We start from the raw sequence: 17,833 nt of genomic DNA on the forward strand, positions 1-17,833 counted from the left end.
ACTCCTCATTGAGTGGCGCCCGCGAGGGACTCCTCGGCAGCAGTGCCGAGGGCCTCGGGGAGGTGGATGATGGTGGTTGCGATGGTGCGGGCGGTCCGGTCGACGCCAACCAGCAGGGCGCCGTCGTGATCCTCGGTCCAGGTTTCGATGACTCCGGCGGGGGTGCGCAGTTTCAGGATGGCCCCCAGCGTGTTGCCCGTGATGGCCTGCACGACTGTGCCTGCCGTCCGGGCAGCCAGGGTCAGGGCGATGCATCCGGTGATGGCCAGGGCCGGGTGCGGCCGGCCCATCGAAAGCATCATGACGTTGAGATCACAGCCGGGATCCGACTGCGCCGGGGCGGCGGCAATGGCGAGCTTGGGGATCGCCCGCGCCGCCTGGGCCGTTGTGGCTGCCAGTCCCATGCGTACCGCAGCCTGCCGGCGGATTTGTTCCAGCGTTTCCAGCTGCAGTTCCACTCCGGCCGCCCAGCTGTCGTACCGGTTGGTGTCCAAGCCAAGGTCCTCGGCCCGGATGATCACGACGGGCGCCCCGGCATCGACCATGGAAACTGTCCAGCGGGTGCCCCCGGCGGTGATGGCGTCCGTCGCCGCCCCGGTGGGCAGCAGGCTTCCGGTGGTCTTACCGGCCGGGTCCTGGAAGCCGAGCCCCACACGGTAGCCGGGGAACGGCACGCCGGCCATCTGCGCGTCGGGAACGATTGGCAGGGCGCCGTCGGGGGTGGCCACACGCTGGATGATGATCTGGCCGGTGTTGGTGTTGCGGGTGACGATCCGGGTAACGTCCCCGCTGGGAACCACCCATCCCTTCTCAATCGCGTACAGCCCAACCACTGCCGAGCAGTTGCCGCAGTTGCTGCCCCAGTCCACCGCGGCCTCCTCGATGCCCACCTGGGCAAAGGTGAAGTCCACGTCGATGTCTTCCTCGGCGGGCCGGTGCAGGATCATCGCCTTGCTGGTGGTCGACGTGGCCCCGCCAACGCCGTCGATCTGCCGTGAGTCGGGGCTGCCGAACACCCGGGGCAACCACGAGTCCAGGCTCGTGCCCTCGCTCAGGTGCCCCGCCTCGAACACCCAGCATTTGCTGGTGCCTCCGCGCATCCACTCCGCTTCAATCTTCATTGTTCGTCCACATCTCCTCGTGCCTCGGTTCTTTCAAGGGCCCTGATAAGAGATTGATCTGGATCACAACTTAAGACAATGTTCAATAAATGAAGGGGGATGTAGTATTGCTTCAATCACTCTAGGTGGGCGGGACAGTTCACCCGTGCTCGGGTAGCCCGGCCTCAGAAGTCGGCCTAGTTCCAGCCGATGCAAGTGGTGTGTGCACTGAATTAACCAAAGAAGATGAGGGGTAAAGCGATGCTTCAGGATGGCGAGCAGCCTCTTTTCGACATGCGGCGCCTGGCGCTGCTCATGGAGGTTGTGGAGCAGGGCTCGATCACCGCTGCGGCCGACCTGATGATGTACTCGCCCTCTGCCGTCTCCCAACAACTGCGCAAGCTGGAACAGGAAGTTGGCCAGCCCCTGCTCAACCGCCGCTCCCGTGGCGTGGTGCCCACCGAAGCAGGCCAGGTACTGGCCAGCCATGCGCGCCAGATCATCCGGCAGATGAAAGCTGCCCAGTCCGACCTGGACCAGATCGCCGGCCTCAAGCGGGGAGCACTGACGGTGGGCACGTTTCCCACGCTGGCAGGATCCTTCCTGCCCATAGTCATCCGCACCTTCAAGAAGCGTTACCCGGCTATCAGCCTCTCGCTGCGCAGTGCGCGCTTCGATGACTTGGTGGCGGACCTGCAGTCAGGGGTGACCGGCCTGTGCCTGTTGTGGGATTACCCGTGGAACAGGTTCCATGACGACTCCATCCGGGTCACGGAAGTCTTCCGCGAGAGCACCGTGATCCTGGTAGCCAGCAGCCACGCGCTCGCCGACCGGGAGGAGGTGAGCATGGAGGAGCTGCGCAACGAATCGTGGATCGTGCGTGCGGAGGCGCACCCCGTCGTGGAAGTGCTGCAACGTTCCGCCCACGACGCCGGATTCGAACCAACCATCGGATTTCTCGCCAACGACTACCAGGAAGCCCAGGCCATGGTCAGCGTCGGCATGGGAGTGGCGCTGGTGCCCAGAACCGCCGTCGCCCTTCAGCACCCCGACGTCCGGGTGCTCAGCCTCGGGGATGCGGCCCCCTTGCGCCGCATCCTGCTGGCACAGCGCCAGGACAAGGTTTACGCACCCGCAGAGGTGGCCTTCCACTCCACGCTGCTCGAAATCGCGCGCGAACGGGCCGGCGACTACCTCTAGCCGCTCAGCTGCTGAGGCTCCAGTGCACCCGGATGGCCTCGGCAATGGGGCCGGCAGCGACGTCGACCCGGAAGGCAACGGGTGCGGTCCCGGTCTCTTCGATCACCGAGTCACGGTACACGCGGCCGCACGAGGGACACAGGGTGTAGAGATCCTCATCGGCGGGCCATGACGCCAATCCGGCAGGGACCTGGGTGGGGTCACCGTTGTGGACGGGGACGCCCTCTGAATTGGCCTGGATCAGTCCGTCCTTGCCGACGGTGTTGCCGCACACGCAGGTGATGGTGGTGACATCATGGCCGATCACATCGGCGGTTTCGGTGTCCATGATGACCTCCCCGGTGCTGTAAGAGAGACGTTGTATATTCAGCTTATGCCTGCTGGTCCGTGCCGTCGCCGGCGCTTGTAAATCCCCGTTGTGGTGGGCGGCCAACAGGGCCACCATGATCGTATGAACGCTGAAATTCCGAAGGCGGCGGAGCTTAACCTGCCCCAGGCCTTCCTCCTTCTGGCAACGAACGACACAACCGGAAAACCTGACATTCCGGTGTTTGCACTCAGGACTGCCTTGGCCGGTGCGATGCTGGCCGAACTGGACCTGATCGACGCGATCGAACTGCAGGGCAAGCACGTCAGGGCTACCGGCACCAGCCCGGAAACGGATCTCCAGCACGAGCTGGAACTCATCCGTGGCAAATCCCGGCCGCACGCTCCCAAGCGGTGGGTTTCCATGCTGGAGGGCCGCGCCGAAGTCCAGCGTGCCTACGAGGGGATGGCATCACGGGGCATCGTGGTGCATGTGGGCGAAAAGCACCTGGCCCGGTTCCGGCCCGTACGGTACCCGGAGAAGGACCACGGTCCGGAGGCGGCGCTCCTGGAAAAAATCCAGGCCGCGCTCAGCGGTCCGCCGTCCGCTCTCGAGGTGCCTGATACGGCAGCCGCCCCTGAGGCCAACGATGCGGGGACGACTGACGCCGGGGCGGCGGAGTCCACGTCGCCTGGTGCCGGGGCGCCTGATGCCAAGCCCGTTTCCACGCCGCCCGATGACAGGACCACGGCGCTGATCGCCCTGCTTCAGGCGGCCGGACTGCTCGGAAAGCTCTTCCCGGCGGCAGATCTGACCCGGGCAAATGAGCTGTCGAAGGACTATTGGCCGACCCGCGCGGTGGAGGACGAACTGCGCATGATCAGGCTGGCGCAGCAGGAAGCCGCCAACTTGTGATGCCGCCGGAAGGTGCCGGGACCGGCGCCACCGGCAAAGGGCCGACGGCGGACCTCCAGCCGTCGACCGTTTTTAACGCCATTGGTCAACCGGTTGGTGGATTCTTGGGGGTTGCCTGATAATCGGAAAGGGGGGTGCGCCGCGTCGACCCACCATCCCTCCCCAAAAATCCACACATCAGGAATCTTCTCCATGGACAGTTCAGGCTTCATTGCACTCTTTCTTGCCGGATCAGACAGCACTGCCACGAGCGCACTTCCGAATGCTCCGCGACAGCGCCTTGCCCCCGAACCTGAGCTGTCACGCTGGTCGGTCACCCGGGGCCGGGTGGCCAGTTTGCTCCACCGCCTTGCGTGGGCCATTGAGCCGGATACTCGCCGCATCTACTGAACGGGTCCGTGCCGCCCCCGCTAGACTCGCCGTCATGGGGGAACACAACACATCCGGGGACCGCAAGGCACCGAAGCTTGCCCGCTTGTCTGCCGCCGTCGTGCCCGCGGCGGGCCTCGTCGCGGTGCTGGTGGGGTGCCTCGTTGCGTGGAGCAACGCGAGCGCCGGCATCGGCTGGTTCGCCTACGCGCCGCTGAGCAACCAGCTTTTCTTAGGCAGCGGCATGGCCTTCGTCAGCCAGGGGACGCAGGTTGGCCTGGCAGTGGCAGTCGTTGGCTTGCTGGTCCTGGCGTTCTGGGCCGGCTACAGGATCGGCAGACGGGCCAGTCCGACGGACCAGGTCGCAGGACCCCGCACCGAGTGATGACACCCAGCGCGACCCGGGGAGCATCAGGCCGTTTTCCGGGTCCCTGACCCCGGCATGTCCAAACGACGCCTGGCGTTCACCGCCCCGAAACCGTTGGGGCCATGCCCGTTCTTCCGCAGCAGGAAGTCTTTTCACGCACCACCGCCCAGCGCCCCGGTCGCCTGGGAATGAATCGACCCCTGCTGTACCAAGGAGAACCCTGTGTTCCTGAAAAGTGCCGTCACCGCTCTTGTGGCCCTCACCTCCCTGACCGGAATCGCCGCCCCGCCGGCCGCGCAACCCGCCAACGCACCGGCGTCGGTTGTCCTCGGACGGCCGCTGGCCGCAGCCCATGCCCACAACGACTATGAGCATGACCGCCCACTGTTCGATGCCCTCGAGCATGGATTCACCAGCGTTGAGGCAGACGTGTGGCTGGTGGACGGCGAACTCCTGGTGGCCCACGACCTCGAGGACGCCAAGCCGGGAGCAACACTCGAGAGCCTCTACCTGGATCCGTTGGACGAACTGGTCCGGAACCAGGGCCACAGTGTCTATCCGCACTGGGACGGCAGCCTGCAGCTCCTGATCGACATCAAGAGTGAAGGGGAGGCCACCTACGCCGCCATCGAGAAGGAACTGGCCGGGCACCCGGAGATCATGAGCCGCTACAGCAATGGCGGCACCAAAACCGGACCCGTCACCGCCGTCATCAGCTGGAACAGCCCCCTGGCCACCATGCAGGCACAGGAAAAGCGCTTCGGCTTCTATGACGGACGCTCTGCCGAACTCACCTCCGGCATGCCCGCCGGGCTGATGCCGCTGTCAGGGACAACTGGACCAAGCTCTTCACCTGGCAGGGCGTTGGCCCCATGCCCGAAGCTGAACGCCTGAAGCTGCAGGCCTACGTGGCCCAGGCGCACACAAACGGGTACCGCGTCCGCTTCTGGGCCACCCCCCACCAGCCCGGCGCCGCACGCGACGCCGTCTGGAACGAACTGTTCGACGCCGGCGTGGACCACATCAACACCGACGACCTCGCGGCGCTGGACCAGTTCCTCAGCACCCGCACGCTCTAAGCCATCCCACCCCAGCAGACACGGGAAACCTCCATGCCTTCCAAGACCCTGAAAACCACGACGGCGGCAGCCGTCCTCGCGCTAAGCCTCCTTGCGTCCCAGCCCGCCCAGGCAGCCAACGACACCTCCGACAGCCAGGCGTTCACCTTTGGCGTCATCGGCGACGTCCCCTACGGCGACGCCGAAATCGCGAAGTTCCCGTCCCGCATCCAGGACATCAACGCCGACAGCGCGCTGAAATTCGTCACCCACGTGGGCGACATCAAGAACGGCTCCTCGGTCTGCTCGGACGAGTACTTCGCCGGCATCCGCTCACAGTTCGACACCTTCGAGCACCCCCTGGTCTTCACCCCGGGCGACAACGAGTGGGTGGACTGCCACCGCACCAACAACGGCGCCTACAACCCGCTGGAACGGCTGGACAAGCTGCGGGAGGTCTTCTTCGACCAGCCCGGCAAGACCCTGGGCGCCACCATGCCGGTCAGGACCCAGGAGAGCCTGGGACTCCCTGAAAATGTCCGCTTCACCCAGAACCGCGTGGCCTTCTCCGTGGTGAACGTCCAGGGCAGCAACAACTCGCTGCTTCCGTGGAGCGGCCTCGGCGAGACCGCGCCCACGCCCGAGCAGCTGGCTGAGGTAGAACACCGGACGGATGCCGTGCTCGACCAGATCCGCGAGACGTTCAGCGATGCGGCGCGGCGCAACGACCGCGCTGTTGTCCTCATGACCCAGGCCGACATGTTCGACCCGTCCCTGCTCGCCGCGGCTACCGCCACCCCGGCCACCATGTCCGGGTTCCGCCAGATCGTCGCTGCCATCGTTGAGGAGACCAACCGCTTCGACCGCCCGGTCTACCTCATCAACGGCGACAGCCACGTCTTTGCCGAGAACGAGCCGCTGGCGGAGGGCTCACCGTGGCTGGATGTGTACGGCCAGCCCGCCGCGGATGACCTGCAGCGCATCACTGTGGACGGATCGGCCAACGCCACCAACTACGTTCGGTTCACCGTGGCCGGCAACAGCAGCGACAGCGACGACGTCCTGAGCTGGGAGAAGGTCCCCTTCAGGCAATAGGCACCAGACGGAAGCGGACGACGGCGGGAGGTCCCGCCGTCGTCCGCTTTCCGTGTGCGCAGAAGCTACGCGGCGACCTCGGACGGCACCACGCTGCAGTCCGCCGTCGAGCCGGCGAGCTGTGGTGCCCAGCCGTCCGTTCCCTGCAGGTAGGTCCTGACCGTGTAGTTGCCCGCCTCAGCCACGGGCAGCTGCGGACGGTCGGCGGTCACCTGTGCGCCGGGGCCGATGTTCTTGTACTCGTGGAACCGGGCCTCCCGCCAGGAGAAGCCGCTCATGTCAGTCCAGGGCGTTCCCGAGATATGCGCGCCGAGCCAGGAGTCTCTGACCAGGACCTGGGCCACAGCGCGCGGGTCACCACCGGCGTGCCACGGCCTGCCCAGGTGGACGCTGTTCGCCGCGGCGTCCGAGACGAACCGGCACTGGTCAAAGAGGTAGCCGAACCGGATCGACAGATCCAGGCTCCCCGCCGACACGTAACCGTTGTTCGTGGTCGAGGCGCGGTCCAGGGACCTGATCTCGCAGCTGCTGAAAACAGCGGTCCCGCGGCCGAAGATGAAGTCAACGTCCCCTTCCACATAGCAGCCCTCGAAGTAGAAACGGGCCGGGACGCCCGCCCCCGGTGAGTTGACCAGCAGGGTGTCCTGGTTGCCCAGGCACCTGACGTTGGACAGCACCGAGCGGTCAGCGGTGATATGCAGCGCGACGGCCTGGCGGTCCTTGATCCCCAGATTGGCGGCCTCGTCGAAATCGTTGCTGAACGTCAGGTTCCTGGCTACGAAGTCTGGCCCGTCGATCCGGACCGATGCGCTGCCTGAGGTGCCGAAGTTCCCGCTGCCGTCGGGCTTGGGCGTGCCGGAGGCGTTGTTGTAGACGAGCACCACATCCTCCGGCCGGCTGCCCTGCCCGACGAAGGAGATTCGTGGCTTGTTGCTGGGCACCCGCACCATCTCCCTGTACGTGCCGGGCTGGATCCTGATGACCGTGCGCTGGGAGCTGTCCGCGGGCACAGAGTCGACGGCGGCCTGTACAGTGGCGAACGTCCTGCCCGGTCCGACGTCGAGCGTCACCGGGACGTCGATGGGGCGTTCAGCCGGCCAGTACATTCCCAGCAGGGGGTCGATGGCGGCGTCGATATTCAGGAAGTAGCCCGGCGGGAGGATCTGCTTGGCCTGCAGTTCGCGTGCCACGAGGCGGGCCACCGCCAGCGCACCGGCGGCCTGGAAATGCGTGTTGTCCTCCGAGCCCTGCGGATACTGCGGGTGCTCGCCTGGGGCCAGGAAAAGGAAGTGTTCCTTGGTTCCTTCCGGCCCCAGCTGCTGCCACAGCTCCTTTGACGAAACCGTCAGGTCCACCAGCGGAGTGCCGGACGCCGCGGCGAGTTCCCGTACGGCCTGCGGATACGCGCCGTGGGAATCCCCGGCATTCCCGAAGGAATCAAAACGGCGGCGTTCGACGGAGGTGACCAAGACCGGCTTTCCTCCGCGTGCCCTGGCGCCGTCGACGTACCGGCCCAGGTACTCCTTGAACGTGGTGTCCGGGAGCGTGCCCCGTGCGGGGTCCGCCACTTTCTCGTCGTTGTGGCCGAAGGAGATCAGCAGGTAGTCGCCCGGCTGCATCATGGCCAGGACCCGGTCCAGCTTTCCGGCGTCGGCAAAGCTCTTGGAGGAGGCGCCGGACCAGGCGTAGTCAAACACCGTTGCCTGCGGCCCCAGCAGTAGCGGCAGGGCCTGTCCCCAGCCGGCGCGGGGGCGTTCGGACTGCTGGTATGCCGACGACGTCGAGTCCCCGACGACGAAGATGACCGGTTTGGTGCGGGGTTTCGCGGGGTCAAGGACGGTTTGGGTGACGGCGTTAGCGACGCCCGTTCCCGAGAGGGCCATGGTTCCGGCGGTGAGCGCCAGGGTGGCCAGGACGCTGCGCCGGTTCGGCAGGATGGCGGCCATCAGACTTCCCCTCCCGCAGTGAAGATCGGGCCGGTGGAGTCCTGGAGCAGGGCTGGTACTGCCTGGGCCGGGTGGACCTGGGTGCGCAGGGTTGGCGTCCACGACGTATCTTCGGCCAGCTGGTCCGCGGGCGCGGCAGCGGCGTTGTATTCGGCGCGAAGGTCCGCGATCTTGCCGTTGACGGCGTTCGCGGTGGTGGTGATGGCCGTTCCCTTGAAGCGCCGGATGATGTTGCCGGCGTCGACGCCAGCCGGAAGGGTGAACGCATTGGCCTCGGCGTAGACGTGCGAGTCGAATCCGGCGCCCAGCGTGTACGCGTAGGGGACTGTGCTGTTTTCGGTCACCTTGAAGTGGTTGTTGTACACGTCCACCTGGCCGAAGCGGACACGCGGGGCGCGCTGGCCCACGTTTTCGAACACGTTGTGGTGGATGGTGACGCGCAGCTTGCCGGGGTCCCCGCGGGTGGGCGAGTCGGTGGAGCCGATCAGGAGCAGCTTGTCGTGGTCGGCGAACCGGTTGAAGGACATGGTCACCAGGTCCGAGCCGTTGGTGACGTCGACGGCGCCGTCGTGCACCTGGTAGGGGCGGCCGAAGTAGAGCGGCTGGGAGCTGTCAAGGTTGGGGGCGTCGGTGAATTCGTTGTGGTCGATCCAGACGTGCGTGGCTTGGTTGATGACCTGAAGCAGGTCGTATTCGCTGTTCCAGTTGCCCTCGGCGCCGTCGGTCGGATCCCAGGCCGGGAAGCAGTCGGCGGCGTCCCGCACCGTGAGGTTGCGGACGATCACGTTGGCGGCGCCGTTGACGCGGAGGGCTGCCCCGGAAATGCTGCTGTCCGTGGTGGCGCCGACGATGGTGGTGTTGCTGGGGATGTCCCAGCGGATGGACTTCGCCTGGTTTGCCGCGGCGAAGCGCCTGGCGTCCTCCTGCGGGCCGGCAGGCTTCTGGCTGCGGCCATAGGTTGCCGGGTCGAAGTCCTGGAGGTACTGGTCCAGGCTGTAGCCGGTGCCTTCGGCGTACTTTTCGCAGGTCAGCGGTGAACCGTCAGGTGCCGTGTTGGCGTCGATGGTTCCGTGGACCCGGACAATCTTGGGCTGGGTTCCGGCGGCGGCGAACGCGGCCAGCAGTTCGGCTTTTGTGGAGACGTCGTAGACGTTGGCGTCCTCGGCGGCTGAGCCTCCGGTGGTGCCTGTTCCTTCGGATGCCCAGCCGTTCCCCGGGGAAAGAATCTGGCGCTCCAGCGGGGTTTGGGCGGTCTGGGCGCCAGGGTCGGCCACCGGGTTGGGGGAGGCTCCTGCGGGAGCCGAAATGATCAGTGCTCCTGCCACGGCCAGGGCTGCGGACATGGATAAGTAGGTACTGCGTCTTCGCATGTTCTCTCTTCCGTCATTGGAATGAACTGCGCTCCGGTCCGGCGGCTGCTATGACGACGGTTACTGCGGAGCGCTGAGAAGGACACTACCCAGAAAGCGGTTTCTCAGCAAGGTCCGCGGTCCATGCTTTTGCGTCCCATCGGTCAACCAGATAGCGTGTGAGGCGTGTCACCCACCAGTGGCACATGCTTATGATCTGCGGCGGGAGAGTCCTGCCGGTACGTTTCAGCAGGCGCCGTAGGAGCAAATCCTCCCCAGGAATCTCTCAGGCCCACGTACCGCCGCGGCAAGGCAACTCTGGAAAGCAGTCCGGGAAACCGGGCTCACCGACGGGGCAAGTGGCGCACTGCGGACGGCAGGGCAAAACGGAAACTCTCAGGTCCAATACAGAGCGGGGAGGAACCCGAATCAGCGTGGCACCTTGGTGCCATCAGAATGATGGAGTTCCTCAATGACCGTTTCACCGTCCACCTCCGACGGCCGCCGTTCCTGGCCCACCAGAATCGAAATCATCCCCACCGAGGGAATCGTTGAGCGCGTTGCGGCCAAGGTTCCGCTGACGACACCGGTCACTGTGACATGCCTGCCCCACCACGGCATTGAGCGGACCATGCACGCCGCAGTGCAGCTGAGCGTGCTCGGCTACAAGGCCATCCCGCACCTCGCCGCCCGGAGCCTGCAGAGCCGCGCCGAGCTGACCGGAATCCTTCGTGAATGCGACGCCGCCGGCATCGGCGAGGTGTTCGTGATCGGCGGCGACCGGAAGAAGCCTGCCGGTATCTACGAGTCCGCCCTTCCCGTGCTGGAAGATATCGCGCAGTACACCGGCGGGACGATGCGGGCGGGCATTGCGGGCTACCCCGAGGGTCATCCCCTTGTTGGCCCGGTGGACGTGCTGGACGCCCTGCTGGCCAAGCAACACTTGGCCTCGCACGTGGTGACGCAGATGTGCTTCTCAGCATCGACAATCCTCGACTTCGCCGCGCTCCTGCGCCGTGAAGGCGTGGAGTTGCCGGTCTGGGCGGGGGTGGCCGGGTCCCTGCCGCGGACCAAGCTGGTCTCGCTGGGAACACAGATCGGCGTCGGAAGTTCCCTGAAGTTCCTCAGCCGCAAGGGCCCGCTGGCACTCAAGCTCCTGAGCGGCGACCAGTACTCGCCGGACTCGCTGATTGCCGGGCTGGAAAGCCGTCCCGGCAGCATCGCGGGTGTCCACCTCTACAGCTTCAACAGCCTCGATTCGGTTCCCGGCGGGCCGGAGCAGGCGCCGGCCCCGGCAGCAGCGCTGATTCCGGGGGCGGCGCGCGAGGGCTGAAACCGTAACAGGCCTGCAGCGCTGGCGCCGGGTGTCCTGGAATGCGGGACTACATCCGGGTGGAGATCAACGGGTAGTTCAGTCTGTTTCCGGGCCTTCGCAGAAGTGGCAGCCGTCTTCACAGCCTTCTTGTGCGGACAGTTGGCTAGAGGCTGTCAATGGACGCTCCTGCGGCGGAGAGGGCGTACTTGGGTTTTCGTGATCCGAACTGGCTCGCCATCAAAGTCCATTTCACCAACTCGCCGCTGCTCGGCGGCATGATGCTCCCCTCGGCGACGAGCTGCGCATCTGCCTCCTGGCCGGCCGGCGCCCACCATCCGTTCAGCGGGCAATGTTCGCCGGTCCGCACCTCGCGGCCTTTCCGGGAACTCTTGCTGTGGAACTGCCGGTGCGGGATACGTTTCTTCATCTCTGCTTCTTCGCTCTGCGGGATTTTCGTGGTGTGGGTCTCAGTATCTACCGGCAGAGCGTTAAGGAAAAGCGATGTTTTCCACACTATATAAGTCATTAGAAGTGATGGATCAAGACCTACGTTTCTGGGTCTGCCGGCATGGCAGGTTCGGTCCGGAACTTGATCCGTTTGTGGGTCCCGTCGCAGTACGGTTTGATCGCTGACGCCCCGCATCGGCACAGTGCCGCCGTCCTGCGCTGCCTGGGCACGGGTTCCCCCGACGGCGTGAGGATCTCGAAGTCCCCGCGGACCAGCAGCGGCCCGTCCGGGCAGACGATGATCGAACTGTCGGCGGATTCCTGGTCCATGTGTTCCTGTCTTTCTGTCGTCATGCTGCAGCGGGGAGAACGGTACGGAGCGACGATCGTCCGTTCTCCCACGCGTCCATGATGTGGAGGGTAAGCCTGGTGTCCAGGGCGATGGCCGCCGTCGCGCCAAACAACACGTCCGGGAGCAGGGCCGGTTCCGCCTCCACCAGTCCTCCGGCGAGGTCCCGGCCGGCGATCTGCTCATGCACTGCGTCCGCCTCGACGTGCTCGTCGAAGTAGGCGGTTGCTGCGGCGTCAAGGTTGTGGCGGCGGAATCCGTTGCCGTAGAGCTGGTTGGGCCGGGAGGACGTCATCTCGTAGATCGCCAGATGCCCGGCGATCGCGCCGCGGAGCCGGCGGTTCAGTCCAAAGAGGGACATCATGTTCACCGATGCCAGGGCGATCGCGGGCACGGCGTCAATGTACGCACCGTACCGGTCATCGAGCCCGACGGCACGCATGGTCCTGGCGAAGAGGGCGCTGTGCATCCGGTCCGCGCGGCCGCCGCCGTACTCGTCGGCCTGGATTTCCACCAGGGCGGCCTTGGCGCGGCCGGTGAGGCGGGGAATGGCCCACGTGTGCGGATCCGCTTCCTTGAGCTGATAGATGGATTTCTGGATCAGGAATTCCCGGAGCTGGTCGATTGTGGCCTTTTTCGCCACGTACTTCGACATGCTGGGCCCGGTGTCGGTGGCCGCGAGGGCAAACAGGACGGTGGCCACGCCGTCGCTGACGGGACCTGCCGCCGGAACCGGGGGAACCTCGGGGACCGCGGCCTGGGCAGCGGCCCGCAGTTCCTGTTCGAACGGCTGCTCCAAGAGACGGCGGACGCTGATCAGCCCGGGATGCCATTCCCAGCCGTCGTCCACGCCGTCCAGCCCGCCGTAGTGCAGCTCGTACAGGCAGAAGAGCGCCAGTTGGAGGTCGTCATCCTCAATTACATCTTCAGGCTCGGCCAGCCGTGGGGTGACGAGGGCATGGAGTTCGCCCAAACCTGCAGGGTTATCCGTGGGCGGTCCGGCGAGGATCGAGAGCAGGGCGGCGCTGACCGGCCCCCGCTGTTCGGGGATGTGCATGGTACTCCTAGGAATTTTTCAGCCCGGCGCGGGCGCTTCTGGCGGCGGTTAGGGGTCAGAACCGGTTGCGGCTGCGGGGATTTGCGGCGGGATTCTGCTTGGCGCGGCGGGCGCGCATGATGCGGCTGATGATGGTGGGGAGCAGGGCGAGCAGGAGCTTCTTCATGGCTGTGGTACCGTTCGTCGTTTTGGGGGATTAGACCGCAGGGCCGCCCTTCCATTGGAAGGACGGCCCGGGCAGCTACGTTGCCTCAGGCGTTTTGGATGTGGTCCTTGGCGTCTGTTGCCTTGTCGCGTACGTCTGCGGCGGCGTACTGGCCTTCGGTTTTGAGGTGTTCGGCGGCGTCGGTGGCGGTGGCTTTGACGTTTTCCATGGCTTCCTGGGCTGGTTCCTTCAGGCCCTGGGCCATGTCCTTGGCGGCGTCGGTCAGCTCGACGGTCAGCGGTTCGGCGGCGGTTTTGAGGGCGTCGGCGGCTTCGCGTTCCTTCTCGCTCGCGGGAATGAGGGAGGAGAGCAGCATGCCTGCGCCGAAGGCGATCAGGCCGGCGGCCAGGGGGTTGCCCTGGGTTTTGGCCTTGACCTGGGCCGGTGCCTCACCGATCGCGTGGCCGGCGTCGCCAAGGGCGCCGCTGACGGTGTCGCCGGCGTGGCCCATGGCGTCACCGGCGTGTCCGGTGCCGCTGTGGATGTTGGCTGTGGCGTGGTCGGCTGCTCCCATGACTTTCTCCTTCACGCCGAAGACGGCGTCCCTGACCTTGTCGGTTTGGCGGTGGACGATGTTGGACGGGGTGACTTTGTCGGCCACGGCGTCCACGTTGGTGCCGAGCCGGGCTCGGGTCGCTTCTATGTCTGAACGGATTGCGTCCGGGTTATCGCTCATCGTTTTACCTCACCGGGTTTCAGGGTTGGGGGGATTTCTGAGAGTGTTTCGCCTGTCTGGGGCAGGCCCTTGACCTGCTTGAGTTCCTTGCGGCCGATGGAGGCCAGGACGGCGGCGATGATGCCCCAGATCAGGGCGAGGACGACGGCGGACCAGCCCAGTCCCATCAGCTCACCCAGGGCGTACCAGAGCGCGATGGAGAGGAAGAGCAGGACGAAGTGCCCGGCCACGCCGGCGCCGGCGAGCATGCCGCCGCCCTTGCCGGCCTTCGAGGCTGACTGTTTCAGTTCGGCCTTGGCGAGCTCGACTTCCTGGCGCATCAGCGTGGACAGGTCACGGGTCACCTCACCGAGCAGGTCACCCAACGAGGTGTTATCCGCCTTCACATGCGCCGCCGAGGGAGGCGATTCGGGAATCTGGCTGCTCACAGGTGACGACCTTCCGTATCCCGTACCGTGGTGCTGCGGAACGGATCGTCCTCTTCCCGCAGCGGGGTGTCCGCGGCAGTGCCGGTGGGCAGCGACTGGGTGGACGCCGGTCCTCCCGAGACACGGGGCTCGTCAAAGAGGCCACGGTCGTCGCCGGCAGCGAAAACAGTTTCCTGGTGAATCGGGGTCAGCGGCACCGCGGCAGCCCTGGGAGCGGGGGTAGGAGTCTGCCCGGACAAACGTCCCTGCGCCTCCGGTGCCCCGGCGGCCAGCCCGCGGGTGAGCCTTCCGGCAAGGATGCCCGCACCGGCCGCGAGGAGGAGGAAGGTGCCGGGACGCTGCCGGGCGAAGGTCTTGACCTCGGTGAGCAGCGAACCGGGATCCCGACTGTCGAGCCACGTTGCAACCGACTGCGAACGCTCGGCAGCCTGCCGGATCAGGTCCGACGCAACGCCGGGCTGGTCTGAGGCATCAGCCATGGTGTGCAGTTCGGAGGAGATGCTGCGGATGCCCTCCGCGGCCTTATGCTGCTGCGTGCCTGCCTGGCTGGTGAGGTCCGACTTGGCCTGGTGCAGGAGGTCGCGGGCGTTGGTTTTCACCTCGGAGGCGACGTTGGAGACCTCGGCCTTCGCCGTCTGCGCCACGTCCTTCGCTGCACCCGCGGCCTGGCTGGCTACCTGTGAAGCCTCTTCCTTGGCTGCCTCGGACTTGGAGGCCGAGCCGTCACGTGCGCCCGGGGTCGATACCGGTGCGGCGTTGCCGTACTGGTCCAACGCGGTTGGTGACGCGGTCTGGGGCCATTGGTTTTCAGTCATGGTCGCTCTCTTTCGTGAAGGGTTCGCTGGCAAGAGCCGCCAGCAATGCTGGCTTCGCAATAGTAAGCATGGTTACTAACTAGATACTAAGCACACTTGCTATTGAATGCGCAAGGTGCGGCGCCCATGAGGATCCCGACTTTGGGCAGCGGAAGCACCCGGCGGGTGGCGACATGCTAAGCATGCTTGCCAAGTTGATGCTAAGCATGCTTATGGTAAGGCTCACACCGGACGACCCCAAGGAAGGGACAGCTTGCGATGGCCGCCGAATCAGAGCGCGATCTCCCGGATGGCTGCCGCCTCCTGTCGCTGGCGGCGCGGCTGGTCCAGCGCCGGCAGGATGGCGCTCGTGCGCGGCTGGGGCTCACGCGTGCGGCGGTCATAGCCCTTGAAGGCCTCGCCGCCGGCGCCCTGAACCAGGAACAGCTGGCCGTCGCAGTCCATGCCAAAAGCCCGACCCTTGGCAGGGTCCTGGCGAGGCTGCAAGCCGCGGGACTCGTCAGCCGGAGCCGGCATCCGCGGGACAGGCGCATGCCCGTCGTTGGGCTCACGGGCGCCGGCCGGGCGGCGCTCCAGGCCGCCACGGCGAACCACGGGCGGGGAAGTCCGCCGCCGCACCTCCCGGACCGGGCGCCGCCGTCGTTCGCTCAGCCGGTCCCCATCACGAGCCGCAGCCGGACCCGGCATCCTCCGCTTTCGCCCACAGTCCATTCCAGTTATCAGATCAAAAAGTAAGGAAACTCCATGTACCTGCATACCCAGCAACTGATCAACGAAATCGCCGTGGACGAGCCCGATCCAGCAGCAGCGAACGCGCTCCAGGAGGGCCTCGGTGGGCAGTTCGGCGAGATGCGCACCATGATGCAGTACCTGTTCCAGAGCATGAACTTCCGCGGCGATGCCGCCGCCAAGCCATACAAGGACCTGCTTCAGGGAGTCGGCACAGAGGAGATCAGCCATGTTGAGCTGATCGGCTCCACGATCTCCCAGCTCCTGGACGGTTCCCCGCGGTACCAGGGCAAAAAGACCGATCCCGTGGACCAGCCCGGTGCCAAGGGTGCCACGCCGCTGAAGATCGCGCTGGACACCAGCAACATCCACCATTACCTGGTGGGGGCCCAGGGCGCGTTGCCCGTGGATGCGGCCGGCAATCCGTGGAGCGGATCCTATGTGTACAACAGCGGAAACCTCGTCCTGGACCTGCTGTACAACCTGATGCTGGAATCCACCGGCCGGCTGCAGAAGTGCCGGATCTACGAAATGACGGAGAACAAGACCGCGCGGTCCACCATCGCCTACCTCATCGTCCGGGACCAGGCGCATGAGAACGCGTTCGCCAAGGCGCTGGAAAGCCTGGGGGTGAACTGGGGCAAGGTGCTGCCGATTCCCAAGACCAACGCCGAGCAGTTCCCGGAGGTCAAGAAGCTGCTGGACTTGGGGCTGCAGAGTATCCAGTACACGTTCAGTGCCGACAATCTCAGTGAAGCCGGAAAGCTTTACCGCGGGGCGTCGCCCTCCAACGACGGCACTGAGCTCAGCACGGACGTGATGCCCGAAGGCTTCCCGATGACCATCTCGCCGGAACGCCGCGAGGAATTCGCGCCGGGGCTCGACCCCGACCTGTTGGCACTCATCCAGGCCACCGCCGAGGTGGAACTCAAGGACGCCGACAACCCCAAGGACACCACGTCCACCAGCGCTGCAAAGAGCTCCGGCGGAACTGCGAAGACTGCAAAGACGCCCAAAAAGTCCTGATCGGACTGACCGGGACCGCGCAAAACTGAAGCGGACGACGGCGGGACCTCCCGCCGTCGTCCGCTTGCGTGGCGTTCGTGGGCACGAAGGTGGGGCGTGGCTACCTTGGTTAGGTACCCGAACACTTCGCCCGCATGACAGGAGCCAAATGAACCAGCCCACACCGCCCCGCTGCACCTATCTGGCCTCGATCTCCGTCGAGGTTGGTCCCGCCATCGAAGTGGGCGAAACGTCCGAGGGGATCCGCCGCGTCATTCCGATCCTCGGCGGAACGGTCACCGGGCCTGAACTGACCGGCCGGGTGCTCCCCGCCGGCGCGGATTTCCAGCTGCTCCGCACCCCTACCGCCACCGAGATGGACGCGAAATACGTCCTGGAGACGGACGACGGCGACCGGATCTTCGTGAGCAACGCCGCCATCCGCACCGGCTCAGCCGAAGACATCGCGGCGCTTGTGGCCGGGGTGCCCGTGGACCCGGACCGGATCTACTTCCGGTCCACGCCAAGATTCACCGCCGCGGGCAAGTGGTCCTGGCTCAGCACGCGCATCTTCATCGCCTCCGGCATACGGCTCCCCGATGAAGTGAAGCTGGATGTTTTTATGGTCGAGTGACGGACCGGCGCGCGTACCATCGGAACATCCGGCCCTCTAAGAGTGGAGTAACCCATGCAGCTCGGCGCTTTTTCGATCAGCCTCACGGTCAAGGACATCGCAGCATCTGCCGCGTTCTACGAGAAACTCGGCTTCAGCAGTTTCGGCGGCGACATCACCCAGAACTGGCTGATCCTCAAGAACGGCGAGACGGTGATCGGCCTGTTCCAGGGGATGTTCGAGAAGAACATGCTCACGTTCAACCCGGGCTGGAACCAGAACGCTGAGGCGGTGGACTCGTTCACCGATGTGCGCGAACTCCAGCGGGAGCTGAAAGCCACGGGCACTGAATTTGTTGCCGAGGCAGACGAAGCAACCACCGGCCCGGCGAGCTTCATCGTGGTGGACCCGGACGGCAACCCGGTGCTCGTCGACCAGCACGTCTGACCTGCGAGTCACTCCGGCAAAACGCAAGCGGACGACGCCGG

Annotated in this window: 21 protein-coding genes and 1 riboswitch; of the genes, 11 read left to right on the forward strand and 10 right to left on the reverse strand. The window is 65.6% G+C overall.

Going from position 1 to position 17,833, the window contains the following annotated elements:
- Positions 1-5: 5 nt before the first annotated feature.
- Positions 6-1,121 carry a PrpF domain-containing protein gene (locus ABV518_RS09680; protein WP_367766775.1) on the reverse strand — a complete coding sequence of 372 codons (1,116 nt, stop codon included), beginning with the start codon at positions 1,119-1,121 and terminating at the stop codon, positions 6-8.
- A gap of 240 nt (positions 1,122-1,361) precedes the next feature.
- Between ABV518_RS09680 and ABV518_RS09685 the strand changes: the two genes are divergently transcribed.
- A complete protein-coding gene (locus ABV518_RS09685) occupies positions 1,362-2,300 on the forward strand; it encodes a LysR substrate-binding domain-containing protein (protein ID WP_367767064.1) in 939 nt (312 codons plus the stop codon).
- A gap of 4 nt (positions 2,301-2,304) precedes the next feature.
- Here ABV518_RS09685 and ABV518_RS09690 read toward each other — a convergent pair whose 3' ends face one another.
- Complete coding sequence (locus ABV518_RS09690) at positions 2,305-2,628, reverse strand: hypothetical protein (RefSeq protein WP_367766776.1); 324 nt, start codon at positions 2,626-2,628, stop codon at positions 2,305-2,307.
- Between the two features lie 123 nt (positions 2,629-2,751).
- Here ABV518_RS09690 and ABV518_RS09695 point away from each other — a divergent pair, with 123 nt between their 5' ends.
- The 5 genes from ABV518_RS09695 (at position 2,752) to ABV518_RS09715 (ending at position 6,411) form a co-directional block, all read left to right on the forward strand.
- A complete protein-coding gene (locus tag ABV518_RS09695; RefSeq protein ID WP_367766777.1) occupies positions 2,752-3,522 on the forward strand; it encodes a GPP34 family phosphoprotein in 771 nt (256 codons plus the stop codon).
- Between the two features lie 424 nt (positions 3,523-3,946).
- Positions 3,947-4,276 (forward strand): hypothetical protein, encoded by a 330-nt coding sequence (locus tag ABV518_RS09700; protein ID WP_367766779.1) that lies wholly within the window; start codon positions 3,947-3,949, stop codon positions 4,274-4,276.
- 204 nt (positions 4,277-4,480) lie between these two features.
- The gene (locus ABV518_RS09705) at positions 4,481-5,152 is read left to right on the forward strand and encodes a hypothetical protein (protein WP_367766781.1); all 672 of its coding nucleotides are present in this window, start codon (positions 4,481-4,483) and stop codon (positions 5,150-5,152) included.
- Positions 5,131-5,337: a hypothetical protein gene (locus ABV518_RS09710; RefSeq protein ID WP_367766782.1), complete on the forward strand. Its 207-nt coding sequence runs from the start codon at positions 5,131-5,133 to the stop codon at positions 5,335-5,337. Before ABV518_RS09705 ends, ABV518_RS09710 begins: the two co-directional genes overlap by 22 nt.
- Before the next feature lie 33 nt (positions 5,338-5,370).
- On the forward strand, positions 5,371-6,411 hold the full coding sequence (locus tag ABV518_RS09715; protein ID WP_367766783.1) for a hypothetical protein: 1,041 nt from the start codon (positions 5,371-5,373) through the stop codon (positions 6,409-6,411).
- A gap of 65 nt (positions 6,412-6,476) precedes the next feature.
- Here ABV518_RS09715 and ABV518_RS09720 read toward each other — a convergent pair whose 3' ends face one another.
- Together ABV518_RS09720 and ABV518_RS09725 are read right to left on the reverse strand one after the other, a co-directional pair.
- Complete coding sequence (locus ABV518_RS09720; protein WP_367766784.1) at positions 6,477-8,357, reverse strand: pectinesterase family protein; 1,881 nt, start codon at positions 8,355-8,357, stop codon at positions 6,477-6,479.
- The gene (locus tag ABV518_RS09725) at positions 8,357-9,700 is read right to left on the reverse strand and encodes a polysaccharide lyase family 1 protein (protein ID WP_367766785.1); all 1,344 of its coding nucleotides are present in this window, start codon (positions 9,698-9,700) and stop codon (positions 8,357-8,359) included. The genes ABV518_RS09720 and ABV518_RS09725 overlap by 1 nt, the downstream gene beginning before the upstream one ends.
- 219 nt (positions 9,701-9,919) lie before the next feature.
- Positions 9,920-10,018: riboswitch (glycine riboswitch) on the forward strand.
- A 160-nt stretch (positions 10,019-10,178) separates the two neighbouring features.
- On the opposite strand from ABV518_RS09725, the gene ABV518_RS09730 reads away from it, so the two are divergent.
- Positions 10,179-11,039 (forward strand): methylenetetrahydrofolate reductase, encoded by an 861-nt coding sequence (locus ABV518_RS09730; protein ID WP_367766786.1) that lies wholly within the window; start codon positions 10,179-10,181, stop codon positions 11,037-11,039.
- Between the two features lie 145 nt (positions 11,040-11,184).
- Here the strand turns inward: ABV518_RS09730 and ABV518_RS09735 are convergent, their stop codons facing one another.
- From ABV518_RS09735 to ABV518_RS09760, 6 genes are all read right to left on the reverse strand, one after another.
- Entirely contained in the window at positions 11,185-11,535 is a 351-nt protein-coding gene (locus tag ABV518_RS09735; RefSeq protein ID WP_367766788.1) for a hypothetical protein, read from the reverse strand.
- 32 nt (positions 11,536-11,567) lie between these two features.
- Positions 11,568-11,798: a CDGSH iron-sulfur domain-containing protein gene (locus ABV518_RS09740; protein WP_367766790.1), complete on the reverse strand. Its 231-nt coding sequence runs from the start codon at positions 11,796-11,798 to the stop codon at positions 11,568-11,570.
- A 20-nt stretch (positions 11,799-11,818) separates the two neighbouring features.
- Positions 11,819-12,874 (reverse strand): iron-containing redox enzyme family protein, encoded by a 1,056-nt coding sequence (locus tag ABV518_RS09745; RefSeq protein WP_367766791.1) that lies wholly within the window; start codon positions 12,872-12,874, stop codon positions 11,819-11,821.
- 251 nt (positions 12,875-13,125) lie between these two features.
- On the reverse strand, positions 13,126-13,755 hold the full coding sequence (locus ABV518_RS09750; RefSeq protein WP_367766792.1) for a DUF3618 domain-containing protein: 630 nt from the start codon (positions 13,753-13,755) through the stop codon (positions 13,126-13,128).
- Complete coding sequence (locus ABV518_RS09755) at positions 13,752-14,183, reverse strand: phage holin family protein (RefSeq protein ID WP_367766793.1); 432 nt, start codon at positions 14,181-14,183, stop codon at positions 13,752-13,754. Before ABV518_RS09755 ends, ABV518_RS09750 begins: the two co-directional genes overlap by 4 nt.
- On the reverse strand, positions 14,180-14,998 hold the full coding sequence (locus ABV518_RS09760) for a hypothetical protein (protein WP_367766794.1): 819 nt from the start codon (positions 14,996-14,998) through the stop codon (positions 14,180-14,182). Before ABV518_RS09760 ends, ABV518_RS09755 begins: the two co-directional genes overlap by 4 nt.
- Before the next feature lie 258 nt (positions 14,999-15,256).
- Between ABV518_RS09760 and ABV518_RS09765 the strand changes: the two genes are divergently transcribed.
- The 4 genes from ABV518_RS09765 to ABV518_RS09780 all read left to right on the forward strand — a co-directional run bounded on the left by ABV518_RS09765 (position 15,257) and on the right by ABV518_RS09780 (position 17,792).
- The gene (locus ABV518_RS09765) at positions 15,257-15,733 is read left to right on the forward strand and encodes a MarR family winged helix-turn-helix transcriptional regulator (RefSeq protein WP_367766796.1); all 477 of its coding nucleotides are present in this window, start codon (positions 15,257-15,259) and stop codon (positions 15,731-15,733) included.
- A 9-nt stretch (positions 15,734-15,742) separates the two neighbouring features.
- Positions 15,743-16,753: a manganese catalase family protein gene (locus tag ABV518_RS09770; protein WP_367766798.1), complete on the forward strand. Its 1,011-nt coding sequence runs from the start codon at positions 15,743-15,745 to the stop codon at positions 16,751-16,753.
- A gap of 148 nt (positions 16,754-16,901) precedes the next feature.
- Positions 16,902-17,366, forward strand: coding sequence for a DUF3237 domain-containing protein (locus ABV518_RS09775; RefSeq protein ID WP_367766799.1), 465 nt, complete (start codon positions 16,902-16,904; stop codon positions 17,364-17,366).
- Between the two features lie 54 nt (positions 17,367-17,420).
- A complete protein-coding gene (locus ABV518_RS09780; protein WP_367766800.1) occupies positions 17,421-17,792 on the forward strand; it encodes a VOC family protein in 372 nt (123 codons plus the stop codon).
- Positions 17,793-17,833: the final 41 nt, after the last annotated feature.

It is taken from the genome of Arthrobacter sp. HS15c, from assembly GCF_040812005.1.
Lineage (GTDB): Bacteria > Actinomycetota > Actinomycetes > Actinomycetales > Micrococcaceae > Arthrobacter.